General features: G+C 42.2%; 24 protein-coding genes. 20 read left to right on the forward strand and 4 right to left on the reverse strand.

Annotated features, from left to right (window positions below; translation table 11 throughout):
* The first annotated feature begins 60 nt into the window (after positions 1-60).
* The 12 genes from MHI51_RS03765 (at position 61) to MHI51_RS03820 (ending at position 11994) form a co-directional block, all read left to right on the forward strand.
* On the forward strand, positions 61-870 hold the full coding sequence (locus MHI51_RS03765) for an ABC transporter ATP-binding protein (protein WP_081387204.1): 810 nt from the start codon (positions 61-63) through the stop codon (positions 868-870).
* 75 nt (positions 871-945) lie between these two features.
* Positions 946-1716 (forward strand): ABC transporter permease, encoded by a 771-nt coding sequence (locus tag MHI51_RS03770; protein ID WP_254857081.1) that lies wholly within the window; start codon positions 946-948, stop codon positions 1714-1716.
* Between the two features lie 153 nt (positions 1717-1869).
* Complete coding sequence (locus MHI51_RS03775; RefSeq protein WP_076128516.1) at positions 1870-2877, forward strand: ABC transporter substrate-binding protein; 1008 nt, start codon at positions 1870-1872, stop codon at positions 2875-2877.
* 137 nt (positions 2878-3014) lie between these two features.
* Positions 3015-4373: an LLM class flavin-dependent oxidoreductase gene (locus MHI51_RS03780; RefSeq protein WP_076128519.1), complete on the forward strand. Its 1359-nt coding sequence runs from the start codon at positions 3015-3017 to the stop codon at positions 4371-4373.
* The gene (gene ssuE / locus MHI51_RS03785) at positions 4373-4906 is read left to right on the forward strand and encodes an NADPH-dependent FMN reductase (RefSeq protein ID WP_076185145.1); all 534 of its coding nucleotides are present in this window, start codon (positions 4373-4375) and stop codon (positions 4904-4906) included. The genes MHI51_RS03780 and ssuE overlap by 1 nt, the downstream gene beginning before the upstream one ends.
* 283 nt (positions 4907-5189) lie before the next feature.
* Positions 5190-5768, forward strand: coding sequence for a sigma-70 family RNA polymerase sigma factor (locus MHI51_RS03790; protein ID WP_081383426.1), 579 nt, complete (start codon positions 5190-5192; stop codon positions 5766-5768).
* Positions 5761-6624: a hypothetical protein gene (locus MHI51_RS03795; RefSeq protein WP_405173610.1), complete on the forward strand. Its 864-nt coding sequence runs from the start codon at positions 5761-5763 to the stop codon at positions 6622-6624. The genes MHI51_RS03790 and MHI51_RS03795 overlap by 8 nt, the downstream gene beginning before the upstream one ends.
* A gap of 213 nt (positions 6625-6837) precedes the next feature.
* Positions 6838-7950, forward strand: coding sequence for a helix-turn-helix domain-containing protein (locus MHI51_RS03800; protein WP_405173611.1), 1113 nt, complete (start codon positions 6838-6840; stop codon positions 7948-7950).
* A gap of 112 nt (positions 7951-8062) precedes the next feature.
* Positions 8063-9079 (forward strand): ABC transporter substrate-binding protein, encoded by a 1017-nt coding sequence (locus MHI51_RS03805; protein ID WP_076219492.1) that lies wholly within the window; start codon positions 8063-8065, stop codon positions 9077-9079.
* Positions 9076-9897 carry an alpha/beta hydrolase-fold protein gene (locus tag MHI51_RS03810; protein WP_341001162.1) on the forward strand — a complete coding sequence of 274 codons (822 nt, stop codon included), beginning with the start codon at positions 9076-9078 and terminating at the stop codon, positions 9895-9897. Before MHI51_RS03805 ends, MHI51_RS03810 begins: the two co-directional genes overlap by 4 nt.
* 70 nt (positions 9898-9967) lie before the next feature.
* On the forward strand, positions 9968-11008 hold the full coding sequence (locus MHI51_RS03815; protein ID WP_036684813.1) for an iron ABC transporter permease: 1041 nt from the start codon (positions 9968-9970) through the stop codon (positions 11006-11008).
* Positions 11008-11994 carry an iron ABC transporter permease gene (locus MHI51_RS03820; protein WP_170914305.1) on the forward strand — a complete coding sequence of 329 codons (987 nt, stop codon included), beginning with the start codon at positions 11008-11010 and terminating at the stop codon, positions 11992-11994. Before MHI51_RS03815 ends, MHI51_RS03820 begins: the two co-directional genes overlap by 1 nt.
* Positions 11995-12074: 80 nt before the next feature.
* Here MHI51_RS03820 and MHI51_RS03825 read toward each other — a convergent pair whose 3' ends face one another.
* Together MHI51_RS03825 and MHI51_RS03830 are read right to left on the reverse strand one after the other, a co-directional pair.
* Positions 12075-12614 carry a PadR family transcriptional regulator gene (locus MHI51_RS03825; protein ID WP_076128531.1) on the reverse strand — a complete coding sequence of 180 codons (540 nt, stop codon included), beginning with the start codon at positions 12612-12614 and terminating at the stop codon, positions 12075-12077.
* A gap of 46 nt (positions 12615-12660) precedes the next feature.
* The gene (locus MHI51_RS03830; RefSeq protein ID WP_405173612.1) at positions 12661-13848 is read right to left on the reverse strand and encodes a YhgE/Pip domain-containing protein; all 1188 of its coding nucleotides are present in this window, start codon (positions 13846-13848) and stop codon (positions 12661-12663) included.
* A 169-nt stretch (positions 13849-14017) separates the two neighbouring features.
* On the opposite strand from MHI51_RS03830, the gene MHI51_RS03835 reads away from it, so the two are divergent.
* The gene (locus MHI51_RS03835) at positions 14018-15148 is read left to right on the forward strand and encodes an NAD(P)/FAD-dependent oxidoreductase (protein WP_405173613.1); all 1131 of its coding nucleotides are present in this window, start codon (positions 14018-14020) and stop codon (positions 15146-15148) included.
* Positions 15149-15364: 216 nt separating this feature from the next.
* Positions 15365-16531, forward strand: coding sequence for a DUF4317 domain-containing protein (locus MHI51_RS03840; RefSeq protein ID WP_076185135.1), 1167 nt, complete (start codon positions 15365-15367; stop codon positions 16529-16531).
* A gap of 73 nt (positions 16532-16604) precedes the next feature.
* Here the strand turns inward: MHI51_RS03840 and MHI51_RS03845 are convergent, their stop codons facing one another.
* On the reverse strand, positions 16605-17138 hold the full coding sequence (locus MHI51_RS03845; RefSeq protein ID WP_405173614.1) for an NAD(P)H-dependent oxidoreductase: 534 nt from the start codon (positions 17136-17138) through the stop codon (positions 16605-16607).
* Between the two features lie 191 nt (positions 17139-17329).
* Here MHI51_RS03845 and MHI51_RS03850 point away from each other — a divergent pair, with 191 nt between their 5' ends.
* From MHI51_RS03850 to MHI51_RS03865, 4 genes are all read left to right on the forward strand, one after another.
* Complete coding sequence (locus MHI51_RS03850; protein WP_076128545.1) at positions 17330-17695, forward strand: helix-turn-helix domain-containing protein; 366 nt, start codon at positions 17330-17332, stop codon at positions 17693-17695.
* Positions 17677-18246 carry a hypothetical protein gene (locus MHI51_RS03855; protein ID WP_076276964.1) on the forward strand — a complete coding sequence of 190 codons (570 nt, stop codon included), beginning with the start codon at positions 17677-17679 and terminating at the stop codon, positions 18244-18246. The genes MHI51_RS03850 and MHI51_RS03855 overlap by 19 nt, the downstream gene beginning before the upstream one ends.
* A gap of 113 nt (positions 18247-18359) precedes the next feature.
* Positions 18360-19082, forward strand: coding sequence for an MBL fold metallo-hydrolase (locus MHI51_RS03860; RefSeq protein ID WP_076276965.1), 723 nt, complete (start codon positions 18360-18362; stop codon positions 19080-19082).
* A gap of 253 nt (positions 19083-19335) precedes the next feature.
* Positions 19336-20094: a hypothetical protein gene (locus MHI51_RS03865; protein WP_076276966.1), complete on the forward strand. Its 759-nt coding sequence runs from the start codon at positions 19336-19338 to the stop codon at positions 20092-20094.
* A 22-nt stretch (positions 20095-20116) separates the two neighbouring features.
* On the opposite strand, the gene MHI51_RS03870 is transcribed toward MHI51_RS03865, so the two are convergent.
* Positions 20117-21058 carry an AraC family transcriptional regulator gene (locus MHI51_RS03870; protein WP_076276967.1) on the reverse strand — a complete coding sequence of 314 codons (942 nt, stop codon included), beginning with the start codon at positions 21056-21058 and terminating at the stop codon, positions 20117-20119.
* Positions 21059-21483: 425 nt separating this feature from the next.
* Here MHI51_RS03870 and MHI51_RS03875 point away from each other — a divergent pair, with 425 nt between their 5' ends.
* Positions 21484-22503, forward strand: coding sequence for a glycoside hydrolase family 88 protein (locus MHI51_RS03875; protein ID WP_076128555.1), 1020 nt, complete (start codon positions 21484-21486; stop codon positions 22501-22503).
* Between the two features lie 12 nt (positions 22504-22515).
* Positions 22516-24678, forward strand: coding sequence for a 1,3-beta-galactosyl-N-acetylhexosamine phosphorylase (gnpA, locus tag MHI51_RS03880; protein WP_076276968.1), 2163 nt, complete (start codon positions 22516-22518; stop codon positions 24676-24678).
* Positions 24679-24758 lie beyond the last annotated feature (80 nt).

The raw sequence follows: 24758 nt of genomic DNA on the forward strand, positions 1-24758 counted from the left end.
TCTGAGCCTTTTTGGTGAACAATCACTTTCCCGTAATAATAACTAAAAGAGGTGAAGTCAATGGCTGCTGCTGAAAAAATCAGATTTGAGAGTGTCACCAAAACGTTCAGTGTCCGAGATTCTAAGCAAAAGGAGGGAACGCAGCAATTCACGGCGGTAAAAGAGTTGGACTTTTCCGTAAGAAAAGGTGAATTCATAACGATAGTGGGGCCAAGCGGGTGCGGTAAGTCAACTTTGCTTGATTTGATTAGTGGTTTATCATCCCCCACACAGGGTCGCATTTTAATAGATGGTCACCCAATAACAGGTCCAGGGCTTGATCGAGGTATTGTGTTTCAGCAGTATGCTTTATTTCCTTGGAAGACGGCGCGTGGCAATATTGAATTTGGGTTAGAGGCAAAGGGGATTCCGAAGCATGAACGTAGCGAGCAGGTTGGGCATTTTCTTTCGTTAGTTGGGCTTAGTGATTTCGGAGACCGTTATCCACATGAGCTTTCCGGAGGGATGAAGCAGCGTGTAGCCATTGCCAGAAGTCTTGCCTTTAACCCGGACGTCTTGTTAATGGATGAGCCTTTTGCCGCACTGGACGCCCAAACACGTGAATCCCTGCAAAGTGAGCTTTTACGGATTTGGCAGAAGACCCAAAAAACCATCATATTTATTACGCATGGCATTGATGAGGCCGTTTATCTTGGGGAGCGGGTAGTCGTCCTGACACCAGGGCCCGGGACGGTGAGGAAGATTGTAGATATTCCGCTTCAATCACGATTGGAAGATGCGGATATTCGCTCACATCCTGATTTTGTGAAGGCTCGACATGAGGTATGGGGTTATTTGCATGAACCTGAATACAAAGGTGCATATATTTAATCTATAAAGGGGGGGATTCCCATCGAATCCGTTAAGTCTGTTCATTCAACGTTACAGCTAAAGAAACGAAATCCTATTTCTTTTTCCGGCGTGCTTAAGGTGTTCAAACAGTCCATTGTCTTAGTCTTATTGTTCTTACTATGGGAAGTCGCACCACGGACCGGCTTAGTTGACGCAGCATTTTTCCCGCCTATTTCTGAGGTAATCACCGCCTTATGGAATTTGATAGCTTCAGGTGAGCTATTCACTCATTTCTTAGCGAGTATCATTCGCTCGTTCAGTGGATTTGCATTAGCGTTAGTGATTGCGATCCCATTAGGTTTATTAATTGGCTGGTATCCCTTAGCTAGGGAGCTATTAAATCCAGTGTTGGAATTGTTCCGAAATACAGCTGCGCTCGCTTTACTTCCGGTATTTATGCTGCTGTTAGGGATTGGTGAAACCTCTAAGATTACAATCGTCTTATTTGCTTGCACATGGCCTATTCTTCTAAACACGATTGCTGCTGTAGGTAACGTCGATCCCTTACTTATTAAAGCGGCTAAATCCATGAATATTAAGTCGTTCAAGTTATTTCTAAAGGTGATTTTGCCGGCATCCGTGCCAACTATTTTTACAGGGATTCGAATGGCAGGAACAGGGGCGATATTAGTATTGATTGCTGCAGAAATGGTAGGGGCAAAAGAAGGCTTAGGCTATTTAATCACTTATTCTCAATATAACTTTCAGATCCCTCAAATGTACGCCGGTATATTAACCATTGCTTTGTTGGGTTTGCTAATCAACCAAGGCTTGACCATGCTCGAGCGTAAATTTTCTAAATGGAAGCAACCGGTGAATGAATAGAAGGATGATTTTGAATGATATTTTTTATGAATAATACCAACTAAACAAATTGAATTAATTGTACTTAAAATAATCTAAAAAGGAAGAGTGGCGGAGGGAAGTTTGGAACTGTAGCTCAGAAAAATACAATTCATTTGGAAAAGGAGAAGCGAGATGAACAAAACAGTAGCACTGCTTATACTTGTAGGCTTGGTTAGTGGTATTTTATCTGGCTGCTCAGAGGGGAAGTCCTCCGCCAAAAGTGGAGAAGATCAGATCCTGCAATATCAGTCTGCACCTGGAAGTGTCTCTTTCCCAGAGTTGGCCGCCGATTTAGGTTACCTAGGAGATTTGAAGTTAGAGTCTATAGGTGACAGCGTGGGTGGTCCGGAAAGTATTCAATTAACCGCGACGAAACAAATTGACTTTGGTGCAGCATTCAATGGAGCCATTATTAAATCCTACGCCAAGAATGTAAAAATAAAGTCGGTCATTGGCTCCTACGGCAGTGATCAAAATACGTATGTAGGTGCATATGCCCTCGAGGGGGGAGCTATAAAGTCGGCTAAAGATTTTATTGGTAAAAAAGTAGGGGTGAATATTCTCGGTGCCCATTCGGAATTCGTCATTAAAGATTATTTACGCCAAGGTAACTTGACCGAAAAGGAAATTGAACAAGTAACCTTAGTGACAGTTCCAAGTTCTAGTGCAGAACAGATTCTGCGAAATCATCAGATCGATGTGGTTATGTTAAGCGGGATTGCCCGGGATCGGGCTTTAACAACAGGTGGGGTCGCAGAAATTTTTAAGGATATTGATGTGTTTGGCACAGAGTTTACTGCGGGTGATTATTTCTTTACAGATCAGTATATCAAGGATAATCCGAATACCGTCAGGCAATTTGTAGATGGAGTTGCAAAAGCCATTGAATGGGCCCGAACGACACCTAGGGAGGAAGTAATTAAACGATTCGAGGAAATTATTAATAAGCGTGAACGCAAGGAAACCACAGATAATCTTAAGTTTTGGAAGAGTACGGGCATCTCTGAAAAAGGCGGTGTGATCACACCCTCGGAATACGATGTCTGGATTGATTGGCTTGTGGCAAATGGGGAGCTAAAGGAAGGCCAAGTGAAACCGGAAGAGTTATATACGAACGAATTTAATCCATTTGCTAAATAATTTTTTATATAAGTTGACTCTACAACAATCTAAAAAGGGAGAGTGGCAGAGGGGAAGTTTGGAACTGTAGGAGCGTGAGCATCCGCCTTTGTGTACGGATTTCCTTAATAGAAAATCAAACAATAGGAGTGGTTAACATGACAAAAAAACAAATGAAATTAGGGGCATTCATTAATCTACCCGGTCATCATGTAGCAAGCTGGCGTCATCCTTCTTCAGGGGCAAGTCGGGCATTTGATTTGGAGTATTTAACGGAGATTGCACAAACGGCTGAGCGTGGCAAGTTCGATATGATATTTTTTGCAGATGTATTAGGTCAAAAGCTGTCCGGAAATGCACAATCATCATTAAAGCTAGATCCCGTTATTATTATCTCCGCACTTGCAGCAGTGACTAAGAATATCGGGTTAACGGCGACCTTGACTACTACCTATAACGATCCATACCATGTAGCACGTAAATTCGCAGCGATTGATCATTTGTCCAAGGGGCGTGCCGCCTGGAATGTAGTAACATCAGCCAATGAGGGTGAAGCTCTCCTGTTTGGTAAGGATAAACATTTGCAGCATGCGTCCCGCTATGAACGTGCTGAGGAATTTGTGGAGGTTGTCAAACAGCTCTGGTTGTCTATTGAGTCTGAGGCGCTTGTTATCGACAAGGAGCAAGGTCGGTATTTAGATGTAGAAAAGGTACATCCTGTTGATCATCAGGGAGCTTGGTTTAAGGTACAGGGTTCACTGGATTCATCAACCACACCACAAGGGCATCCCGTGATTGTTCAGGCCGGATCGTCTGAATCTGGAAAAGAGTTAGCCGCGAAGACCGCAGAGGTTATTTTTACAGCATGGCAGACGCTTGAAGAAGCGCAAACCTTTTATCGTGATGTGAAAGGGCGGTTGGCTAAACATGGACGTAAACCGGAGGACTTGAAGATTATGCCGGGTGTGTTTATTACTGTAGCGAAAACAGAGGAAGAAGCTTTGCTGAAGCAGCAGCAATTAAACAGCTATATTTTACCTGAAGTAGGACTATCGTATTTGTCGTCTTTCACTAATATTGATCTGTCAGGGTATGATGTCGAAGAACCACTTCCGGAATTCAGTTCAATTGAAGATGACACCAATCCGCGGATCCGCTACAACATTATTCGTGATATCGCTAAACGTGAGAATCTGCAATCTATTCGTGCAATCTATGAGCGTATCGCTGGAGCACGCGGACACCGGGAAATCGTTGGAACCCCTGAACAAATCGTAGATCAATTAGAAGAATGGTTCTTAAACGATGGTGCAGATGGATTTAATGTGATGCCTCCCCATTTCCCGGAGGGCTTTAACGATATTGTTGAATTAGTGATTCCTGAATTGCAGCGTAGAGGCTTATTCCGTACTGAATATGAGAGTTATACGCTTCGAGGAAATTTAGGGCTATCTGTACCTGTTGTAACAACACTTGAAAAAGCACTAACAAGTGCGAGTATAGGAGGGAATGTGTAATGAGCAAAGCAGTCATTATTAATGGAGGAAATACTAGAAAATCTCGATTAACTGCTATTCATCAGCAGGTTGAAAGATTTCTAACGCAAGAGGGGATTTGGCATCATTCGATCTATGTACATGAGTTACCAGCGGACGATTTGCTTACGGCCAATTTCGCCAGTGAGGCGATTCTGCGGGCCAATGCGCTAGTGGAAGAAGCGGATATTGTCGCCGTATTAACGCCTATCTATAAAGCCTCCTATACGGGAATCTTGAAGACCTATTTAGATCTCCTTCCGCAAAAAGCGCTGGTTGGTAAGCGAATTGTACCTATTGCTATTGGGGGTTCGTTAGGCCATCTTCTAGCGATTGAATATGCATTAAAACCCGTCTTATCTGTACTGGGTGCTACTGAGATTTTAAATACGGTTTATTTCTTGGATCGGCAAATTGAACGTTTAGAAGCTGATGGGTATCGTATTGATGAGGAAGCGGAGCAGCGGCTAACCGTGGAATTACTAAAGCTTGCACCTGCAAAAATAACTAATTAGACTAGGGAGAACAGGAAGTTAGGGGTTAACGTTAACGCAGCCTTTCGGGGTTGCGTTTTTTGTGTTGTGATTGTTAATCTCATGAACCAACGTTGAAAAAGGTCCCTAGTCTCCATTTGGTGAACTATAAGTTGTATGATGGTTTTTTGCCATTCCACGATTACATCAAAACATTTGTTAATGGTTTGGGCGTTTCTCCGTATTAACATATGTAAGTTTCTTCACAACAAATTGCGCAATTTGTTTAGCTTTTCGATGAAGGTGAGGTGGAAGGAGGGTGGAGATGGAGGTTATCCAGGGTAAAGTGGAGCGTTACATGAATACCGAAAGATCACGTGAAGCTATCATGTCCAAAGAGGAATTTACCCGGATGTATGATACGTACTACCAACGTGTTTACAAATATATCTGTTATCGGATTAATAACCACCACGCGGCAGAGGACATATGCAGTCAGGTGTTTGAGACTGTGATGTGTAAGTATTATAGTTTTTCACAAGAAAAATCCAATTTTGAGGTGTGGCTGTTTGCCATTGTAAGAAATGCTGTGACGGATTACTTTCGGGCGCAGAAGAAAAGAAGCTATACCTCACTGGATTCGTTGCTGGAACTTATATTTCCCAAGCCGTCTCCTGAGGAGCTGGCGATCCGTGAGGATAATAATCAAGCACTGTTCAAGGCGCTCTCCAAGCTGCGTGAGAAGGAACGCAATATCATTGCAATGAAATATGGGGCTGGGCTGAAAAATTCCGAAATTGCACAGATCATGGGAGTTAGTGAGTCCAATATCGGTGTCGTAGTATATAGAAGCTTGAAAAAACTGCATATTTCCTTAAAGGCAGGAGGGTTCAAAAATGAATAAGAAAGATGATCTCACCAAATTCAACAAGACCATAGAACTGCTTGAGAATGCCGAACAGGGCAGCACTACCGCCAAAGAAAGAATCTATAACCGCTTGATATACAAATTGGACCATGGGGCACTTAACCCCCAATCAGAGATAAAGGACGGGATAACGATGAAAAAAAGCAGCTGGAGAAATGCAATAGTGATTGGCAGTGCAGTAATTTGTCTGGGTGGAGCATTCTCTGCAACCTCCTATGCACAGGATATGTTCCAGTCGATCATGGCAAAGTTTGAAGTGGGAAATCTCGAAATCACACAATACGATAAGGAAATCCCATCGGCTGCACAGTCAATGACTCCATCTGAAGATGCCCAAGGTGGGGAGAATGCGGTCATTGAATTGCCGGTTGCAGCTAAGTTGAGCCTAGATGAAGCACGTGCAGCACTTGGCATGAACTTCCCGGCACCCGATTGGATGGGAGACTATGAGTTTGTGAATTGTGTTCTTCAGGGGACCAGCATGGTTGAAGTGCAGTATAATTCCGGTGAGAATGCTGTGAATTTTCTAATCTCCAAGGGCGGGGACAATGGGATCAGCACTACGGAAGAAGTGAAGACAGAAGTAATTAACGGGACTAAGGTTTATTATGCAAATGGAATTGTGATTTGGGAAGAGGATGGCTATACAGTAGAGTTGTATTCCCAAGTAGACTTTGACCAAGCTACACTAGGGAAAATCATTGATAGCTTTAACATTGGTGCGCCTGTTCAGCCTTTAGAGCAAGGTCAAGTGAAGGAGAACTCGCAAAAGAATGGCGCAGCAGTTGCAGCTCCGGCTCCGGCTCCGGCTCCGGCTGTAGATTCAAAATAAAAGACTTACTCTGGGCAGCAGCAGCCTATAGTTACAGACAGAAGACGCGAGGGGATTAGTCCCCTGAGCGTCTTCTTTTTTGAGCACACTTTTATAGAACGTTCCCCAACCATTGCCACCCCCCAAAAACAAAAGTATAATTGATAATGATTATCAATTGATGAATGAATAAAGAGTTAAGTGCATTTATATAAGCAGTAAAGAGGTGACAGAATGCAAAAACAATCGCAAAAGACGGATTTAAGCGAGGTTAGAAAATATATAGAAGAGAATTTCACGAAGCACCTGTCTTTAGCACATTTAGCTAATCTTTCTGGTCTTAGTTCCAGTTATTTTTCCTCGGCGTTTAAACAGGAATATATACAAAGTCCAATGGAGTATGTTACCCAGCTGCGGATTCAAAAGGCTAAACAATTATTGCAAAAGGAAGACGTTCGCTTGAAGTTTATAGCAGAAGCGGTTGGATATAGTGATGAGTTTTATTTTAGCCGAGTGTTCAAAAAGGTTGAAGGGATCTCGCCAACGATGTATTCCAGCCAGCAAAAATCAAATATCGGTGTTGTAACTGGGAACATGATGGGGTATCTACACGCGGCAGGGATCATCCCGTTTGCTGCACCTTTAAGTGCAAAGTGGACACCGTACTACTATAATTTGTGGGCGCAAGAAATCGAGCATAAGGTAACCTTGACGCAAAACAAAAATTATTGCAGCCCCAATGAGCTATTGCATTTGCCAATTGATCTTCTTATTTCTCCCAAAGATTTGTCGTCAGAGCTGGTAAAACGGATAGAGGATCATTTTCCAATCTATTGGCTGGATGATAAGCAAGATTGTTTAGTAGCCTTAACTGAACTTGCTGCCCGACTAAATAAACAAGAAGAAGCGAAACAGTGGATCACACAGTATAGGGCAAGATTGGAAGACGTTCGGCGCAGGTTAGACTGGACCTCTACACCACCTAAAGTTCTAGTTATACGTATCTATCAGCAGCAAATCTTTGCTTATTGTAATACAGGCATTCAGCATCTTTTATTTCAGGATTTGGGAGCGGAATCTAGTTATGAGCAGCCCGGTCTATATAATACTGAGATTACTTTTGATGAATTAGGTAAATTGAAGGTAGATAAGCTGTTTACGATTATCTGCCCCGATGATGAGTCACGAGCAACATGGCATCATTTGCAGAGAGAGGTTGGGTTCAGACAGTTAGAGGCTATTAAGCAGCAACAAATCTATGTTATTCACTCCGATCCTTGGTTTGAATATTCGCCTGTAGCTTTAAAGCGGATGCTAGAGGAAGTTGCAGTAATGATGATACCTTGAAAATGTACATGTCTAATCATAAGATGTTACATGGTCAATGCGTCCTATCTCTTATACACTCAATACTGAGAATGATTATTATTGAGAATATAGGAAAGAGGGAAGGTCTATCATGAAGGGGTTTAATACAAAAACAATAAGTTATGTTGTAATGGTTGGTTTATTATCCATTCTACTGACAGCTTGCGGCGGCAATAATACAGCTGATCAGCAAGCAACAGATACTCCAGTAACAACCAGTGAAGCGAGTGCAACTGCAACGGAGGAACCCGCTGTACAAGAACCGGAAGTAGCGGCTAGAGAAGCGTTTGTAGTAACTGACCAAGTAGGCAATACAGTAAACATTCCGGGGACTGTACAAAAGGTGTATGCCCCTGGTCTAGAGGATTACTTAGTTACCCTTGGTGTAACCCCAGTAGCCCAATGGTCCACGGGTGAAAGACCGCAGCAGTATCTACAGGATACGTTAAGTGGTGTAAAAGAAATCAGCTTCGCTAATGGTGTTCCCTCTCCAGAATCTGTAGTAGATTTGGAGCCGGAATTAATTATATTCCCCACTGCTTTTTATGCACAAAATGGTGTTTATGAAAACTACTCGCAAATTGCTCCAACTTACGTGTTTAAGAATGCACTCGGCAATGTAGTGGAGGCCACAGAAACGATTGCGAAATTGCTAGGTTTAGAGGATAAAGCAACAGAAGCTATTGCTGCTTACAATACAAAGCTAGAAGCAACTAAAGCACAGTTAGCCAGCGTTTCTGCCGGTAAAAAAGCAATTTATATTAATGCGAATGCCCGTGCAATCTTTTTAGTGGGTAACTTCCATTACGGGGGTTATGTGCTGAGTGAGCTAGGCTTTGCTCAAAGTGCTCTTGTAGAAGGTGAAATGTCCGCTGATATTTCGCTGGAAATGTTGTCTGATTTAGACGCGGATTATATCTTTATTAACGATAATGATGGTCTGGGAGATGCTTTCCTGGCAGACATTAAAGCTAGTCCTTTATGGAAGGCGCTGCCTGCAGTTCAAGCAGGTAAAGTGTTCGAGGTGGATGGCGATCACTGGAGATCCAGTGGATTAATTGCTTATCAAAAAACGATGGACGATATTGTAGCGTTCCTGCTGCCATGATTATCAAACCGTACGTAAAACCAAACTATGAAACGATGCTGATCACGAGTAAAGCTAACAATAAGGACTATGAAATTTTTATTGCCAAACCTTTGGATGAGCCTGCAAAAGATGGCTACGGCGCCATTTATGTTCTTGACGGCAATGGGCTTTTTGAAACCGCTGCTGAAATCACCCGATTGCTGACGCGTAAGCCTAAAGGCTATCCACCCGCGATTGTTGTTGGCATTGGTTATCCTGGAGGTGAGGCGTTTGATACCGTGCGTCGAACCTATGATTTAACCATGCCAGCTGAGCTCGCGAATTTACCGAAACGTCCCAACGGGGAGCCTTGGCCTGAATTTGGCGGGGCAGATGAGCTGCTAGCTTTTTTTGAAAAAGAGTTAATGCCAGCCATTGCCCAGCGGTTCGTTATCAATAAGCAGAAGCAAGCATTGTTTGGTCATTCCTTTGGCGGATTATTTGTTCTGCATGCTTTGTTTACACAACCCACGTTGTTCTCACATTATATTGCGAGTAGTGCTTCCATCTGGTGGAATGATTACGCACTTTTAAAGGAGTATGAGAATTTTAAAGCTGATTTACACAGCAATACGCTAAGTCAGTTACCTAAAACGCTTATGATTGCCGGTGGAGAAGAGCTGGATTATATGGTCAAGGATAGCTTGGATTTATGTAACAGCATGATGGCCTTACACCTTCCAAGCTTCGAAGTAAGCTGGGCATTGCTTGAGCAAGAGGAGCATGTGAGCGTAATCTCGGGTGCGATTAGTCGGGCCGTCAAATTTTTGCTTACCACATCCTCTGACTTAAGTTAGATAGAAATCATATTCGTTTGCATCTGAGCTGGCCCTTGGCTGGCTCTTTTTGTAAAGTGAAGGGAAAGGGTTGGAAACATTGGCCGCAAATGTTCAGAAATCATCACTAGCAGGAGAAAAAAAGTTCTCCTTTTTATTATTGCTAATCCTCATGCTCCTCCTATTAATAGGCGTATTAGTGCTTGCTATGGCCCTTGGCGCGAAAAAAATACCCTTCGCAGATGTATTCATGTCGATCATCGCTTTTGATGATAAGGCGTCTACTCATCAGGTGATCCAGTCGATTCGTTTACCCCGGGTACTTGCCGCTATGGCAACGGGCGCTGGATTTGCAGTAAGTGGAGCAATTATTCAAGGGATTAGTCGCAATCCTTTAGCCGATTCGGGGATTCTTGGATTAAATGCTGGGGCCGGGGTCACGTTAGTTATTGCTATGGTTTTCCTGCCGACGATTTCATTCACAGGTACACTTTGGCTCTGTATTCTAGGTGCGGGATTGGGCGCAGGTTTAGTCTTTAGTGTGGGCTTATTAAGTAAACGAGGCATGACGCCTATTCGGCTTGTATTGGCGGGTGCTGCCATCTCTGCTATGCTAACTGCCCTAAGTGAAGGAATAAGTATCTTTTTTTCAGTGGCACAGCAGGTGGCTTTTTGGTATGGAGGAGGTTTAAGTGGCATTAGCATGGCCCATCTACAGCAAATGTTGCCTTGGATGCTTCTTGCGCTATTACTTGCCATCGTAATTTCAAAGTCGATTACTATACTTTCTGTAGGGGATGAGACAGCGGAAGGGTTAGGCGTTAATATAAAACTTATCAAAAATCTCTCGCTTTTAGCCGCATTCATGTTAGCTGGGATCTCATGTGCTTTAGCCGGATCTGTAAGCTTTGTGGGCTTAATTGCTCCTCATTTGGTACGTTACATAGTGGGTGTGGATTATCGTTATATTATTCCATTATCCGCAATTCTGGGAGCCACCCTTGTTGTGCTTGCTGATTTAGTGGCACGTATCGTAAATGCCCCTTATGAAATCCCTGTAGGTGCTGTAATTGCGGTTATTGGTGTTCCGTTCTTTCTATATTTGGCTCGTAAAGAAAGGCGGGAGCTATAGTGAAGCTAAGATGGAAGTTTATAATTATAGCAATCATTTTACTGCTAGGCTTTATATATAGTGTATCTACTGGTCAAAGCAGCTTAAGCTTACAAGAGTTATGGCAAACCGTATTAGGAAAGGGAACACCGAGGCAGGAGCTTGTACTTTTTCAGTTTCGTATTCCACGTATGATCTTGGGTTTTCTAGTAGGTGGCGCGTTGGCAATAGCAGGAATGCTGCTGCAAGCCATAAGCCGAAATGCTTTAGCAGACCCGGGCATATTGGGGATAAATGCTGGTGCCGGATTATCCATGATGTTATTTTTGCTGTTACAAAATAGCTCAACCGGCTTACATACTTATGTTCAGCCACTGTATGCTTTATTGGGCGGATTTATCGTTGTCGCTCTATTATTTATGCTTTCCTATGATCGCAATCAAGGCATTATTCCCATTCGATTAATTTATACTGGTATTGCTGTTGCGGCTGCGATTAGTGCATTTATGATTGTGTTAACCTTCGTACTAGATCCTTCGCAATATCAGATGATTAAGGTGTGGCTGGCAGGGAACATAGGGAATAGTAATTGGAGCCACGTGTATGCTATGCTGCCTTGGTTACTTCTTATTGTGCCTTTATTAATTCGGAATCATCTTATATTGGATGTACTAAGGCTTAACGATCCTGTAGTCATTAGTTTAGGGGTATCTCTAAATAAGTATCGTGTTTGGTTTTTAGTGTGTAGTGTCTTATTGGCGGCACCAGCGGTTGCCGTTAGTGGAAGTATTGGATTCGTAGGTTTAGTAGTTCCACATTTAGTTAGACGACTCTTTCGTGGCCATAAAATAATGATTCCCGCATGTTTATTAATCGGTGGCGGATTAGTTGTTATTGCAGATGCGCTTGGTAAAATGGTAGTAGCCAATACTGAAATACCAGCAGGAGTAATCGTGGCTTTAATCGGTGCTCCATACTTTTTATATTTATTAATTAAAAGTGAATAACTGAAAAAAGCTATTGTGTGATTGATGCTGGAAATAAAAAAAGAATGCCTTGATTATGCAATAATCCAAGGCATTCTTTTTTATATCGTTTTCGTTTTCAGCTTTTCTAAAAGAACTTTCCACCAGTGTATAGATTGCTCAAGTTGAGAAGCGTAGTAGCTTTCCATGAAATCTACACTTTCACGAGTGGAGCTATCTACATCTATTTGCTGGTAGATTTGATTTAATTGATCTTTTTTTATAAGTGACTGTTCAATTTTCTTCTCGATAATCGGGATCACTTTATCAGTCTCTACAAAACGAAGATTCACAAGAGCGACAATCATATCTGAAATAGATTCTGCATCTTCTATTACCTTATAAATTTTGAGCGGGAGCTGCTTGCGCCCTTTATCGGTAATGGAAAACACCTGTTTGTCTGGACGATGTTCTTCTTTGATAATCTCTACCTGTTCAACTAAGCCCTGTTTCGTAAGAGATTCAAAGTGATAATATAGTTTGCTTTCAGATAGATTGAGCAATTTATCAAAAGGAATAGGGGTGGATAGTTCTTTTTTTAATTTATAAGGATAATTATTTTCATCCATTAACTTACTTAAGATATAAATTTGAATTGACATCACAGAACCCACTCCTAATTGTTGGCTAAACTCTATCTTACCAAACCTAGGCGGTTATTTCAGCTGTATTTTTAACTTCAACGGGCAGTATAGTTTCTTTAGTCACAGGTACAGGTTTATGAACAAACCGGACGATTACAATGTTAATCATCATAGCCCCGGCAAATACGCCTGCTAATCCCCATAAGAAGGGTGCTGGACTAATAGAACCAAACATTTGTGCCAAATAAGCTTGCACAGAATAATACATCGGGGTGATGCGGCCGAACCAATCGTATGGTGTATACATCATATCACGAGGCATGGTAGCACCATTGGCGATGGTTTGCATGAGCAGGATTGGAATATTTAAGACCATACCGCCTTCGCCAACTAGGAAGACCATAATCGCACACACGTTAAATGCAGCCATATACATTAGAATTTGCTGAGCAGCAACTGGTAACAGTAAAGATAGGTCTACATCTGCAACAGAGAAGGCAATGGTTAAAGCAACGACTGTTGATAATACAGCGATTAATAAAGCTGTCAATTGAACGAACATAAACAGTTTTGTCTTGCTTGCTTTCCCGCGGTTCGCTTTAAAAGAAGCAACTAATTGCATGGAGGCAATCATTGCCCCAACATAACCAGCCATAGTTAAGAACATAGGTAACATGTTGTTGTGCATGCCGTCCGGAACATCATTGATGACAACATAATTCCCGACATAACTATTTTCAATTTGTGTAGCCATTGCGGTGGCTTGTTCTTCTGGTACGTTAAAGTTCATTAACACACCTTTTGCGGTTTGCTCTGAGAAGTTCGCGCTTAATTGTTTGTTAATTTCTCCTACAACGGAAGACATGGCTGAAGATACCATGGTGGCAGAAGCTTCGTTGACTGTGAAATCAATACTTGCGGATACCTTACCGCTTTGGACGTTGGCAGAAAATTCTTCTGGAATATGGACAACTAGAGCTAACTTATTATGTTCTAATTCATCCATCGCTTTTTTATTCGATACATCGGTTTTTATCGTTTTGAATGGTAAACTCTTCGAGAACTGACTCGAAATCTGAGCCCCATATTGACCTGCATCATCATTGACAATAGCAATTTTTAAATCATCCATGTTCCCTGGAAGTGCTGTATACCCTGGTAAGAAAATACCAAGCATCGCAATGGCATAGAACACACCCATAAAAATAGAACCGATGGCCCCTTTGGACTTCAAAAACTGTGAAAACTTCAACTGTATTCCTTCTTTCTTCTGAATAACACTTTTATTTTAGTACTTAAATTAAAGTACTTTTAACTGAGTGGAATTTATAGTACGATAATTCATTAGAAATGTCAAATTTAAGATACAATGGGTAAGTAGTGAATGATTAAAAAAATGAATAACTGAAGGGACTTCGAATATGAACAAGGTTATTGTAATTGGTGCAGGCATATTAGGGGCTTCAGCAGCTTATCAGCTAAGTAAGTTAGGTGCTGAGGTCATCATTATAGATCGTAAGGATGTTGGACAAGCAACGGATGCAGCAGCAGGGATTATTTGTCCATGGTTGTCTCAACGCAGAAACAAAGCATGGTATCGTCTTGCTAAAGCGGGAGCAAGCTTTTATCCGGCACTTATTCAAGAGTTGGAAGAGGCTGGAGAAACCGAGACTGGATACGCAAAAGTTGGAGCGATATGTATCCATGAGGATTTGAAAAAGTTACTCGCGATGAAAGAAAGAGCGGAGCTGCGCAGAGAGGACGCCCCTGAAATAGGGGAACTTACGATGCTGACGGATCTTGAAGCGCAAGAGAAGTTTCCATTATTGTCGGAAGGTTACCATGCGCTGCATGTATCCGGTGCAGCAAGAGTGAACGGACGTGAATTACGTGATGCTTTGCTAAGGGCTGCTCAGCGTAATGGTGCGCAAATGATTGAGGGCGATGCTATTTTAGAGCATGCTGATCATGAAATTAAAGGGGTTAGCGTAGGAGAACAGACATTCACAGCGGATGAAGTGATTGTGTGCGCAGGGGCTTGGTCTAACGCTTTGCTTCATCCGCTTGGGATCATGCTTCAGGTGCGTTATCAAAAAGCTCAAATTATGCATTTGAAGCTTGCTCAACAAGCGAGTACAGAGCAATGGCCGGTGGTAATGCCGCCTACAGATCAATATATACTCGCATTTGCGGATCAAAATATCGTGGTAGGTGCTACTCACGAAAATGATGTCGTAGGTTATGATACTGCTGTAACCGCAGGAGGAATGCAAGAAATTCTAAATAAAGGTCTGCAAACGGCTTCCGGTCTTGCGGATTGTAGCCTAAATGAGATAAGAGTAGGGTTCCGTCCATTTACAGCAGATTTTCTTCCCGTGTTGGGCAGGGTTCAAGGATGGAATAAACTAATTGTTGCTAATGGACTAGGATCATCCGGATTAACGATGGGGCCCTTTCTTGGTGAACAGCTAGCCAAGCTGGCCATGAATCAACAGGTAGATATTCAGCTTGAAGACTATGCATTAGAGCATGCGATAAGTTTGGAACTGTAGGAACGTAGTGTCCGCCTTTGTCACCGGATTTCAACCATGAAACATGGTAATATTCGAGAAATCTGGTGACAACAGCGGCCGGAAGTCCAAACATTCACGGGAGTCACGAACTTACCTTAATAGAAAAATCTTAAGTTCAACTAGTATAGCGAAGCTTTTTTTTATCCTTTATACTGAAAAGACCAATTAATCTTCCTAGGAGTTGTCTAACGAATCATGATAAAGAAAGAAGTCGCGCATATACGCAAGCAATTTAAGCTGGATCACGATTTAATGAGTATTTACGATATTCTCAACGTGTATATTATGAAGGAAAGCAACGAGATCTATCATTGGGAGCGCCAGCCATTTGGAATGGTGGACAGAGAGAAGCAGGAGCTGTATATGGGCAATTTCAAAAAACTTCTGACCGGTGAACTGGATCAGAAATTGTTCGAGTTGAAATTTCAAGCGGAAGCGGAGGAGCCAGCGCAGGTGATGCTTCATCAAGCTTTGGTGACAGGGGATCCGGATGAATGGCAGGACCTGATGCTACTGTTGGTGGACAGAATGATGGCGGATACTCATTATGAACGGGATACGGTGATCACTTTCGTTCGCGGACAGTATTTCCGCCCGACTAAAGATAGAAACGATGAAGCCGAGGAAAGTGAGAAAAACGAACTATTCGCGCATCCTTTTATCCTATGCAGCGTGAATTCCACGGAGAAACAACGGAAAGCTCTCTTGTTTGATTACGTGGAGCGGGAGTTCAAGTACAATGTCATTGTAGATCCGATAGTCAAATTAAGTACGCCGGAGCAAGGTTTCTTTTACCCAAGCGTGACGGACAATTATTCCGATGTGAACCGCATTCTGTATTGTACGGGGAAATCGAACTTTCCAGATCCGCATTTTGTCGGAGAGGTCTTGAATGCCGAAAGATCCATGACAGCACTGGAAGAGAGAGCTATATTCGAAGACATCGTGAAGGAAGTGGCGGGCGAACAGCTTGATGCAACCACTCTCGCACAGGTGTACGAGGAGATCCATCAGGTCATCGAAACCAACGACGATAAGGAAGAACCTCCAAAGCTCGATTATAGAGACCTGGAACGTGTACTGACGGTAAGTGGCGTAGAGAACGTGACAATGGAAAAAGTGGAACGGGCGTTTGAAACGATCGTTGACGATAAGCATTATGAGATGAAGGCGAGCAGCGTGATGCCGAAATTCACTACCAAATCGATTAAGATCGATACAAAGGTAGCTACGATTTCGGTCAGCCCGCAGGATTTAAAATATGTGAAGCAAGTGAATTATCATGGGAGACGCTGCATTTTGATTGAGGTTGACGAAGATGCCGTGATCGAAGGCTTCACACTTACTACAGAGAATCTTTAGACCGCTTCAACAATGCTATGGGCTATCCTTAAAGTCTTTGAACAAGACTAAGGATAGCCCAATTTGTTTTGTATCAAATACGGTGATTAAAGATATATTCGATATATTCTTTTGCGCTAGTATTAATTTCTTCATCGCTGGCTTGAAATGAAGCTCCAAAAACAGCAAAGTACGGTAGGGCTTCTGCGCCTACATGTTTGGCACTGGCTTTAAAGGGTGCGATCACTTCGTCTACGGTAAAAGAAACAGAGCCCGCTGGCTGATAATTTTCTTTTTTATCACCGATGGACAGGGCCAGCCCTAACTTTTTCCCGTTAAGCTTGTTCCCGTTTGATCCATAAGCCCATCCGTAAGCCAACACATCGTCAAACCATTTTTTTAATAGCGGCGGATAACTGTACCAATACAACGGGAATTGAAAGATCGCATGGTCATATGTTTCCATTAGATTCTGCTCTCTAGAAACATCAATATTCCAGTCAGGGTACTCCTTATAAATCTCATGAAGGGTAATATCGTTGGGATATAATAGCAGTTCCTCTTTCCAGCGCTGGTTGACCCTCGAATTCTCAAGGTTCGGATGCGCCAAAATCACTAGTGTTTTCATGATGAATCTCCATTCTCAGGCCTATATTATTTATGAATATTATTATTATCTTGCAGGTTGTAAAAAAAGAAAATACACACAATAAAGTAAGATGGTTACTTTATTGTGTGTACTGGACTCCGAAAAAAATATATGCAACAATGAAGTTTTGAGTAAGCTTAATTTGATCAGCATGAACGAGGTGTTATTCTATGAAACAATATCATTTAGGGATAGAGGCAACACTAGAAATCATCGGCGGAAAGTGGAAAGCTTTGATCATTTGCTTTTTGATGTCCGGTGCCAAAAGAACAAGTGAATTACAGCGTAATATTCAAGGCATCTCACAAAAGGTTCTGATCCAGCAGCTTCGTGAACTTGAGAGGGATGGGCTTGTCAAAAGATTCGTGTACCAGCAGATGCCGCCAAAAGTTGAATACAGCCTCACGGAATATGGCGTTACAGCCAATAAGATCGTGGATGTTATGTGTTCTTGGGGAAAAGAAAATATAAAAATAAGACAAAGACGAGGAGAAGAGATCGTCTTGTTGGAGGATACATGTCCTGGAGCAAATTAAAGCAACAACTGGAGAGTTTTCTATGTCCCGCGTTATCCGGCAAGGTTGAATATCGCGCAAGCAGCTACCGTTATTTACCTGATAAATCAGGGAGCTGTTATATTTCGGTAGATAAAAAGAACGTACTCAATATGAATGATAGAACTAACTCAATCAGATGGTATCAGACGGAGCAGGAGATTAAGAATGATTCAGAACTCCAAATTCCAATCCACCCTGAAGACATTGAAGCGGTTAGAAAAGATAGTAAAGGGATCATCCCGGAGGATCGTCTAATAGTCATTGCAAGAAGCAGAAAGATATCAGAAGTTGCAAAGGAGCTTTTGTCAGCACAGACCTCATTAAGTAAATCGAATTTTATCGTTATAGCTAATAAGTTTCTATCTACTTCTATAGAGGAATGCATAGAGAGCGATGATATCTTATTGAATATTCTGGCTTTAGTGGATAGACGGGTTGGGAAAAAGCGGATTTTAAACATGAGCGAGAAGATGCAGTTAAAGCATCCGATTGTGCAATATTTTTATGAACTACGTCGTAGTACATTGTGAATATAACTAAACTCTCCCTTGCTCAATGGCACCTGCTTCATCCATTATAAATAGGTAATCATCTCCCCCATAGAGCGTATCTTTACCTGTATCCATAAAGGAGAGAAAATAGGATGGAACTCAAAAAAATAAATGACTCTATTTATTATTTGGAAAGTGTCAGAGAAACAGACAGACCTGTTTTGGGATATGTTGTAGGTGACAGCTTTTCAATTATGATTGATTGTGGTAATTCAAAATCGCATTTAGATACCTTTATAAAGTGTTTAGATGATAACAATCTGCCACGTCCCAAATATGCTTTGATCACGCACTGGCATTGGGATCATACCTTTGGTATGCATGCTTTTGACGGGGAAACTATAGTCTCTTCAGCAACGAATGAGGCACTAAAGCGCCTGAAAGAATGGGAATGGGATGAAGAAGCTGTTGTAAAACGCTTAGAGACCAAAGAAGAAATAGAATTCGCCTATAACTGTATGAAAAAAGAATATGATACGTTTGATAAGATTAAGGTTAGCACAGGAAATATTATGTTCGAGAATGCTTTAACGCTGGATTTAGGGGGCACCACTTGCCAGATTATAAAGGTAGGAGGGCCACATGAAGACGATTCTTGTGTTGTATATATAAAAGAAGCGGGAGTATTATTCGCAGGCGATGCACATAGCGGGGATTATTATCATGGAGAAGGTAAAATTGATCCGATAAAAATGAAAGAATATATTGAGCTTTTATCGACTCTTTCATTTACTACGTATATCCCGGGGCACGACGCCCCTATGAGCAAGGAACAAATCATTCCCTTGTTAAATAGATTTTGTGAGGTAAAGTAAAGGCTAGCCTTACCACATAACAGCTTATTTTATTAGGCGACTTGTTAGGTATGAATTCGGTAGTGTACCGGACGCATGCCTTTTTGTTGTGCCTGATGGGGCAGTTCAGAGGGGGGGGCTTATTTGCGTTTATTGGGAAGCAGCGTTACGATTAACCATAAGCAGCCTTGCTTCAGACCCCTTCCGAGCTATTAGAAATCTTAGACGAATTATACATCGATGGCTGGGGACTTGTACAGAAAGGGAAACAGAAATGGATAAGAAAATAAGCGTAGAGAATCTAAAACTGACACCACAAAATGATACTTATTATATTGCTTGGAGTATCGGAGTCGATAAGAAGTATAAAAAGCATATGAAAAAAGAAATAAAGAGCCAACTCACAGACGTTCTAGGATCCATGACTCAAAATAATGCTGTGGAGGATATTTCAGTTTACAGTCATAACAAAACAGCCGAAAAACATGGAGAATTCATTATATGGGATTATCTTATCCTAATGCAGATCAAGGAAAAAGAAGATGCCGAATTCATTTTACCTAACTTAAAAAATGTGAATATACCTTTCGTGCTCGAAACAATCCGTATGGAGTTACTTGTAACCACACCAAACAGCACGTACCCTACACCAGGGGAAGGCGCGCGAAAACGGCATGTAAAGCCCTTTTATGCAATTGAATATGTCGATGTTCAGCCTAATCATTTAGATGAATTCCGAGACATAATGATTAACAATAATGGACCGGCAATGAAGTACGTAATGGAGGAAGCGAGATGGTGTCATAATTTTTATGCATTAGAAACGCTGACTGTCTTCTATCATCATTCAAGTTATCCTACTTGGAACCAGATTCATGTCATAGGTTTGTATTTGGAATCAATTTTTCTATATAAAAAAGATTTCTCAAAAGGGCTGGCACTGACCCACAGCATTTCATTTGAAGAAAACTTTGCGCAGTTAAAGAAGATAAGAACCATGTTATATAAAACAATCGGGAGAAAGATGATCTAGAATAGATCAATGGATCAATGGATCATACCCACCCCGTAAACTCCAATATAGACGCTTTAGCGGATTGTGCTTCGGATTGTGCGCCTTTACGCCATTGTTTAGGTGACTCACCCATAAGCTTGGAGAAACATCGGTTGAAGCTGGATATGGACTGAAAACCGACTTGCTCAGAGATGGAGAGAATGGAATCATCCGTACTTTTTAACTGCTTACAGGCCTCTTCAATACGGGTACTGTTTAGGAAGTCGAGAGGTGCGGACCCCATAATCTCATGGAATTTCCTGCGGAAATGAGTGGTACTTAGGTGGCACAGATCAGCTAAAAAATCGATGGTAACTGGCATCATGTAGTTTTTAGTGATGTATTCCAGAACAGGTGAAATGACAAAATCGCCCTTCAGGCTATGCTCTGTGTCTTGATCAACCAAGGGTTCATTCCGGGAATGAATTCTAAGGAGCTCTATATAAAGCGATAACAATAAGCCGTAGGCACTTTCTTGATAGTAAGGATTTTTTTGTTTCAATTCCTCCACGACCGATGTCGCAAGGGTATAAACCTTGGGATGTTCCTCTTTGTTCAAAATACAGTTTATTCCCTTTATTGCCCACAGATTCGGCTCAAAGTTGCTGTAAGCGCTCTTGAAGGATTGCTGAAAAAGATCCTCAGGCGAAAAAAAGATATAAGACCACAGACTGGCTTCATTCGGCGAACTATAAGTTGTATGAGGGAGATACCTAGGGATGAAGGTCACATCTCCGGCTTTAAAAGGTACAGATTCTCCTTTGATCTCCATGATGCCGCTATCCGAATGGCAAATGCCAATCTCCAAATGATTATGGAAATGCAGATGTTCACTTTTAATATCAGAAATCTTCCAACGTTCACCGCTTAACAGCAAGATAGGAAAGTTTATCGGTAAGCTGTAGTGGCGGTATTCAATGACGGGCTTCTTTTTTCTGGGCATATTCTCAATACTCCCATTCTTATTACGTAGGTTGAGTAGATTATAGGTTAACGTTATATCAAATTCAACTATATAAAGAGAACTTGATATTATACAATTTGGGAAAAAAGTGGCGGAGGTGAAGTTTGGAACTGTAGGAGCGTTAGCGTCCGCCTTTGTCAGCAGATTTCCACCGCGAAGAGCGGTATAAAATCAAGAAATTCTTACGACAACAGCGGCCGGAAGTCCAAACATTCTCTGTAGTCACGGCCAATCCCGAAATATAAGAACTACTAGTTAATGGTTGAAATTGCACAGTTTAGTTATGAATATGCTTAGAATCAGACCATTTTACTACTTACAATAGAGTTAGTAAAGCGTTTACAATATGGACGGACAGCTCTCAAGCGCCTTTGGGGGCGTGTGCGAAAGAGAGGAGAAACAAGATGCTTCAATTAACTTATGACAGAGAAGAGATTTTAAGGGTCATTGACAAAGTGGTCAGAAAAACAATGGCGATGGATTTAACATGGGACTGGCCTTGTGGTGTGGCTTATTATGGGGTAACCAGAGCTTATGAAACTACAGGAAATAAAGAGTATTTGGATATGCTTGTCCAGTGGGCAGATGAATATATCGAGCTGGGTCTGCCGGATTGGACGGTAAATACCTGTGCCATGGGCCATATGCTGATCACTTTGTATGAGGAAACAGGCAATCAGAAATATTGGGATATTGTGATGAGCAAAGTAGATTATCTACAGAACAATGCGCTTAGATTCGGAGATCATGTGTTGCAGCATACCGTCTCTATTTCTAATGATTTTCCAGAACAGGCATGGGCGGATACCCTGTTTATGGCGGCATTTTTCCTGCTCCGTGTAGGAAGCAAATTAAAGGATCAGGAAATGATCCAAGATGCCTTGAATCAATATTATTGGCATATCAAATACCTGCAAGATCCTAGCAGCGGGTTTTGGTACCATGGCTACAATAATGTGAAGCAGGATCACATGTCTGGACTATTCTGGGGCAGAGCGAATGCTTGGGGCGCATACACCATGTCGCAAGTTAAAAAGCTTTTGAAAGAATGGTATCTGTATCCGCAGTGTATGGACGTGGAGTGTTCGCTGCGCGATCAGCTGGCCGCACTCAAGCTGGTGCAAACGGAGAACGGCCTGTGGCGGACAGTACTCGATGACGAGGAGTCTTATGAAGAAGTATCCGCGTCTTGCGGTATTGCGGCTGCTATGATCAATAACGGCAATCCGCTGCATACCAAATATGTGCAAAAAGCCCTGAAAGGTATTTTGAACAATATCAGCGAAGATGGACGGGTACTGGGTGTCTCTGGCGGAACAGCGGTTATGAAGGATCGGGAAGGATACCGCAATATTCCAAAAGACTGGATTCAAGGCTGGGGGCAAGGCTTAGCATTAGCTTTTCTATCCGATATGCTTAAATAGGAGGGATCCAAGTTGTCCAAACAAACAACGGGGGCCTTTACACTGCCGGGAGAATCCGGTTATGAGGCATTGACCCTGGAATTAGCTGAACGTTGGGGTGCCGATGTCATCCGTGACAGTGACGGCACACAGTTGTCCGATGAGATTATCAACGCAGGATACGGCATTTATTCAACAATCTGCATCATCAGAGATCATAACGAATGGGCGTCCCAGAATTCAGACAAGCTGCAGCAGAGCTTTTTAATAACAAATCCGAAGGTAGCGGTACAAGATTATTTATCCATCTATCTGATGGAGGATTTTTTTGCTGAACAATTCCGAGTGAATGATTCCAAAGAGGCGTTTAAGTACTGGCAGGTTTTTGACCGAACGACGGGCGAAGAGGTTCCAAGAGAACTGTGGAATTATGAGCGGGAATCGGGAAATGTAGTCATTACTGGAATAACGCCTTGGCATAAATACACAGTCAGCTTCATGGTCTACCGGATTTGGGAAGAGATCTCCATGTACAATCACACCACGAATCACTGGGAAAAAGAGCATCTGATGCAGATTGATCCCATCTATGTAGAAACGCAAAAATATTTACTCCATTGGATTGAAGATTGGTGTCGTAAGCATAAGGAAACAACAGTGGTTCGGTTCACCTCCCTCTTTTATAATTTCGCCTGGATCTGGGGCAGTGATGAGCGCAATCGCCATTTGTTCTCGGACTGGGGTTCATATGATTTTACGGTAAGCTCAAGGGCGCTTGATCTGTTTGCCAAGAAATATGGGTATTCGCTCACGGCCGAGGATTTTGTGAATGGTGGGAAATATCGGGTCAGTCATATCCCGGCGCAGCAGCGGAAGCTGGACTATATGGCATTTATCAATGATTTTGTCATCGAATTTGGTAAGCAATTAATTGATATTGTGCATAAGCACGATAAGCTGGCGTATGTCTTCTATGATGATAGTTGGGTTGGCATGGAGCCTTACAATGACCGTTTTGAGGAGTTTGGTTTTGACGGGATGATTAAATGTGTGTTCTCAGGGTATGAGGCAAGGCTTTGTTCTGGTGTAAAAGTAGATACCCATGAGATTCGGCTGCATCCCTATTTATTTCCGGTTGGATTGGGAGGGCTTCCTACGTTTATGGAGGGAGGTAACCCTACGCTCGATGCCAAAAAGTATTGGATTAATATCCGGCGCGCCTTGCTCAGAGAGCCTATAGATCGGATTGGACTGGGCGGATATTTGCATCTTGTAGAGCCTTATCCGGATTTTTGTGATTATATCGAAAAGATCGCGGATGAATTCAGAGAAATTAAAGAGCTGCATCATAAAGGCAAACCGTATCACATTAAGACGAAGGTAGCCATTTTGCACGCTTGGGGCAAATTGAGATCGTGGACCTTGTCCGGGCATTTCCATGAAACGTATATGCATGATCTGATTCATATCAACGAGGCTTTGTCCGGGTTGCCGGTTGAGGTGCAGTTCATTGATTTTGAAGATATCCGTAAGGGAGTATTACAAGAGTGTGATGTAGTGATCAATGCCGGCTCGGCAGGTTCAGCATGGAGTGGTGGAGAATATTGGAGTGACCATAAGTGCGTGGACTTACTGACAGAATGGGTTTATGAGGGCGGTACTTTTATAGGTATCAATCAGCCTTCGGCGCTTGATGGTTATGACAGCTTTTTCAGAATGGCACATGTGCTTGGTCTGGATGAGGATACAGGCTCCAAGGTAGCTCATGGAAGATGGACATTTGAGGCTAGAGATGAGCAAGGTTTAGTGCCTGAAGGAGCCAGCATAACACCTAAAAATAACATTTATCTTACGGATGGCTCAGCAGCGGTATTGTGTGAAAAGAGTGGGATGATAACATTGTCCACCCATGCCTTTGGTAAAGGAACGGGGATCTACCTGCCTTCTTTCACCTTAAGCTTTGAAAATACAAGATTGCTGTTAAATGTGATCCGTTTTGCCGGCAATGAGTTAAAGGAAACAAAGTATATTACGGATAATTTATATACAGAGTGTGCTTATTATCCAGAAAGTAAAATACTCGTCGTGATTAACAATAGCGACCAGCTTCAAAAAACTACGATCGATACGGAATATGGACAACAAACCCTGGAATTAGATCCGTTTGATACTATTATCCGAACTATTGGCGATTAATCCCATTAAAAAAGCTCAAGCCAGCGGCTAACTTGCCGATGCTTGAGCTTTTTGCTGTGAGGCCTATAGTATCTGTTATC

The organism is Paenibacillus sp. FSL H8-0260 (assembly GCF_045040625.1).
In the GTDB taxonomy this organism is placed as follows: Bacteria; Bacillota; Bacilli; order Paenibacillales; family Paenibacillaceae; genus Paenibacillus_AQ; species Paenibacillus_AQ odorifer.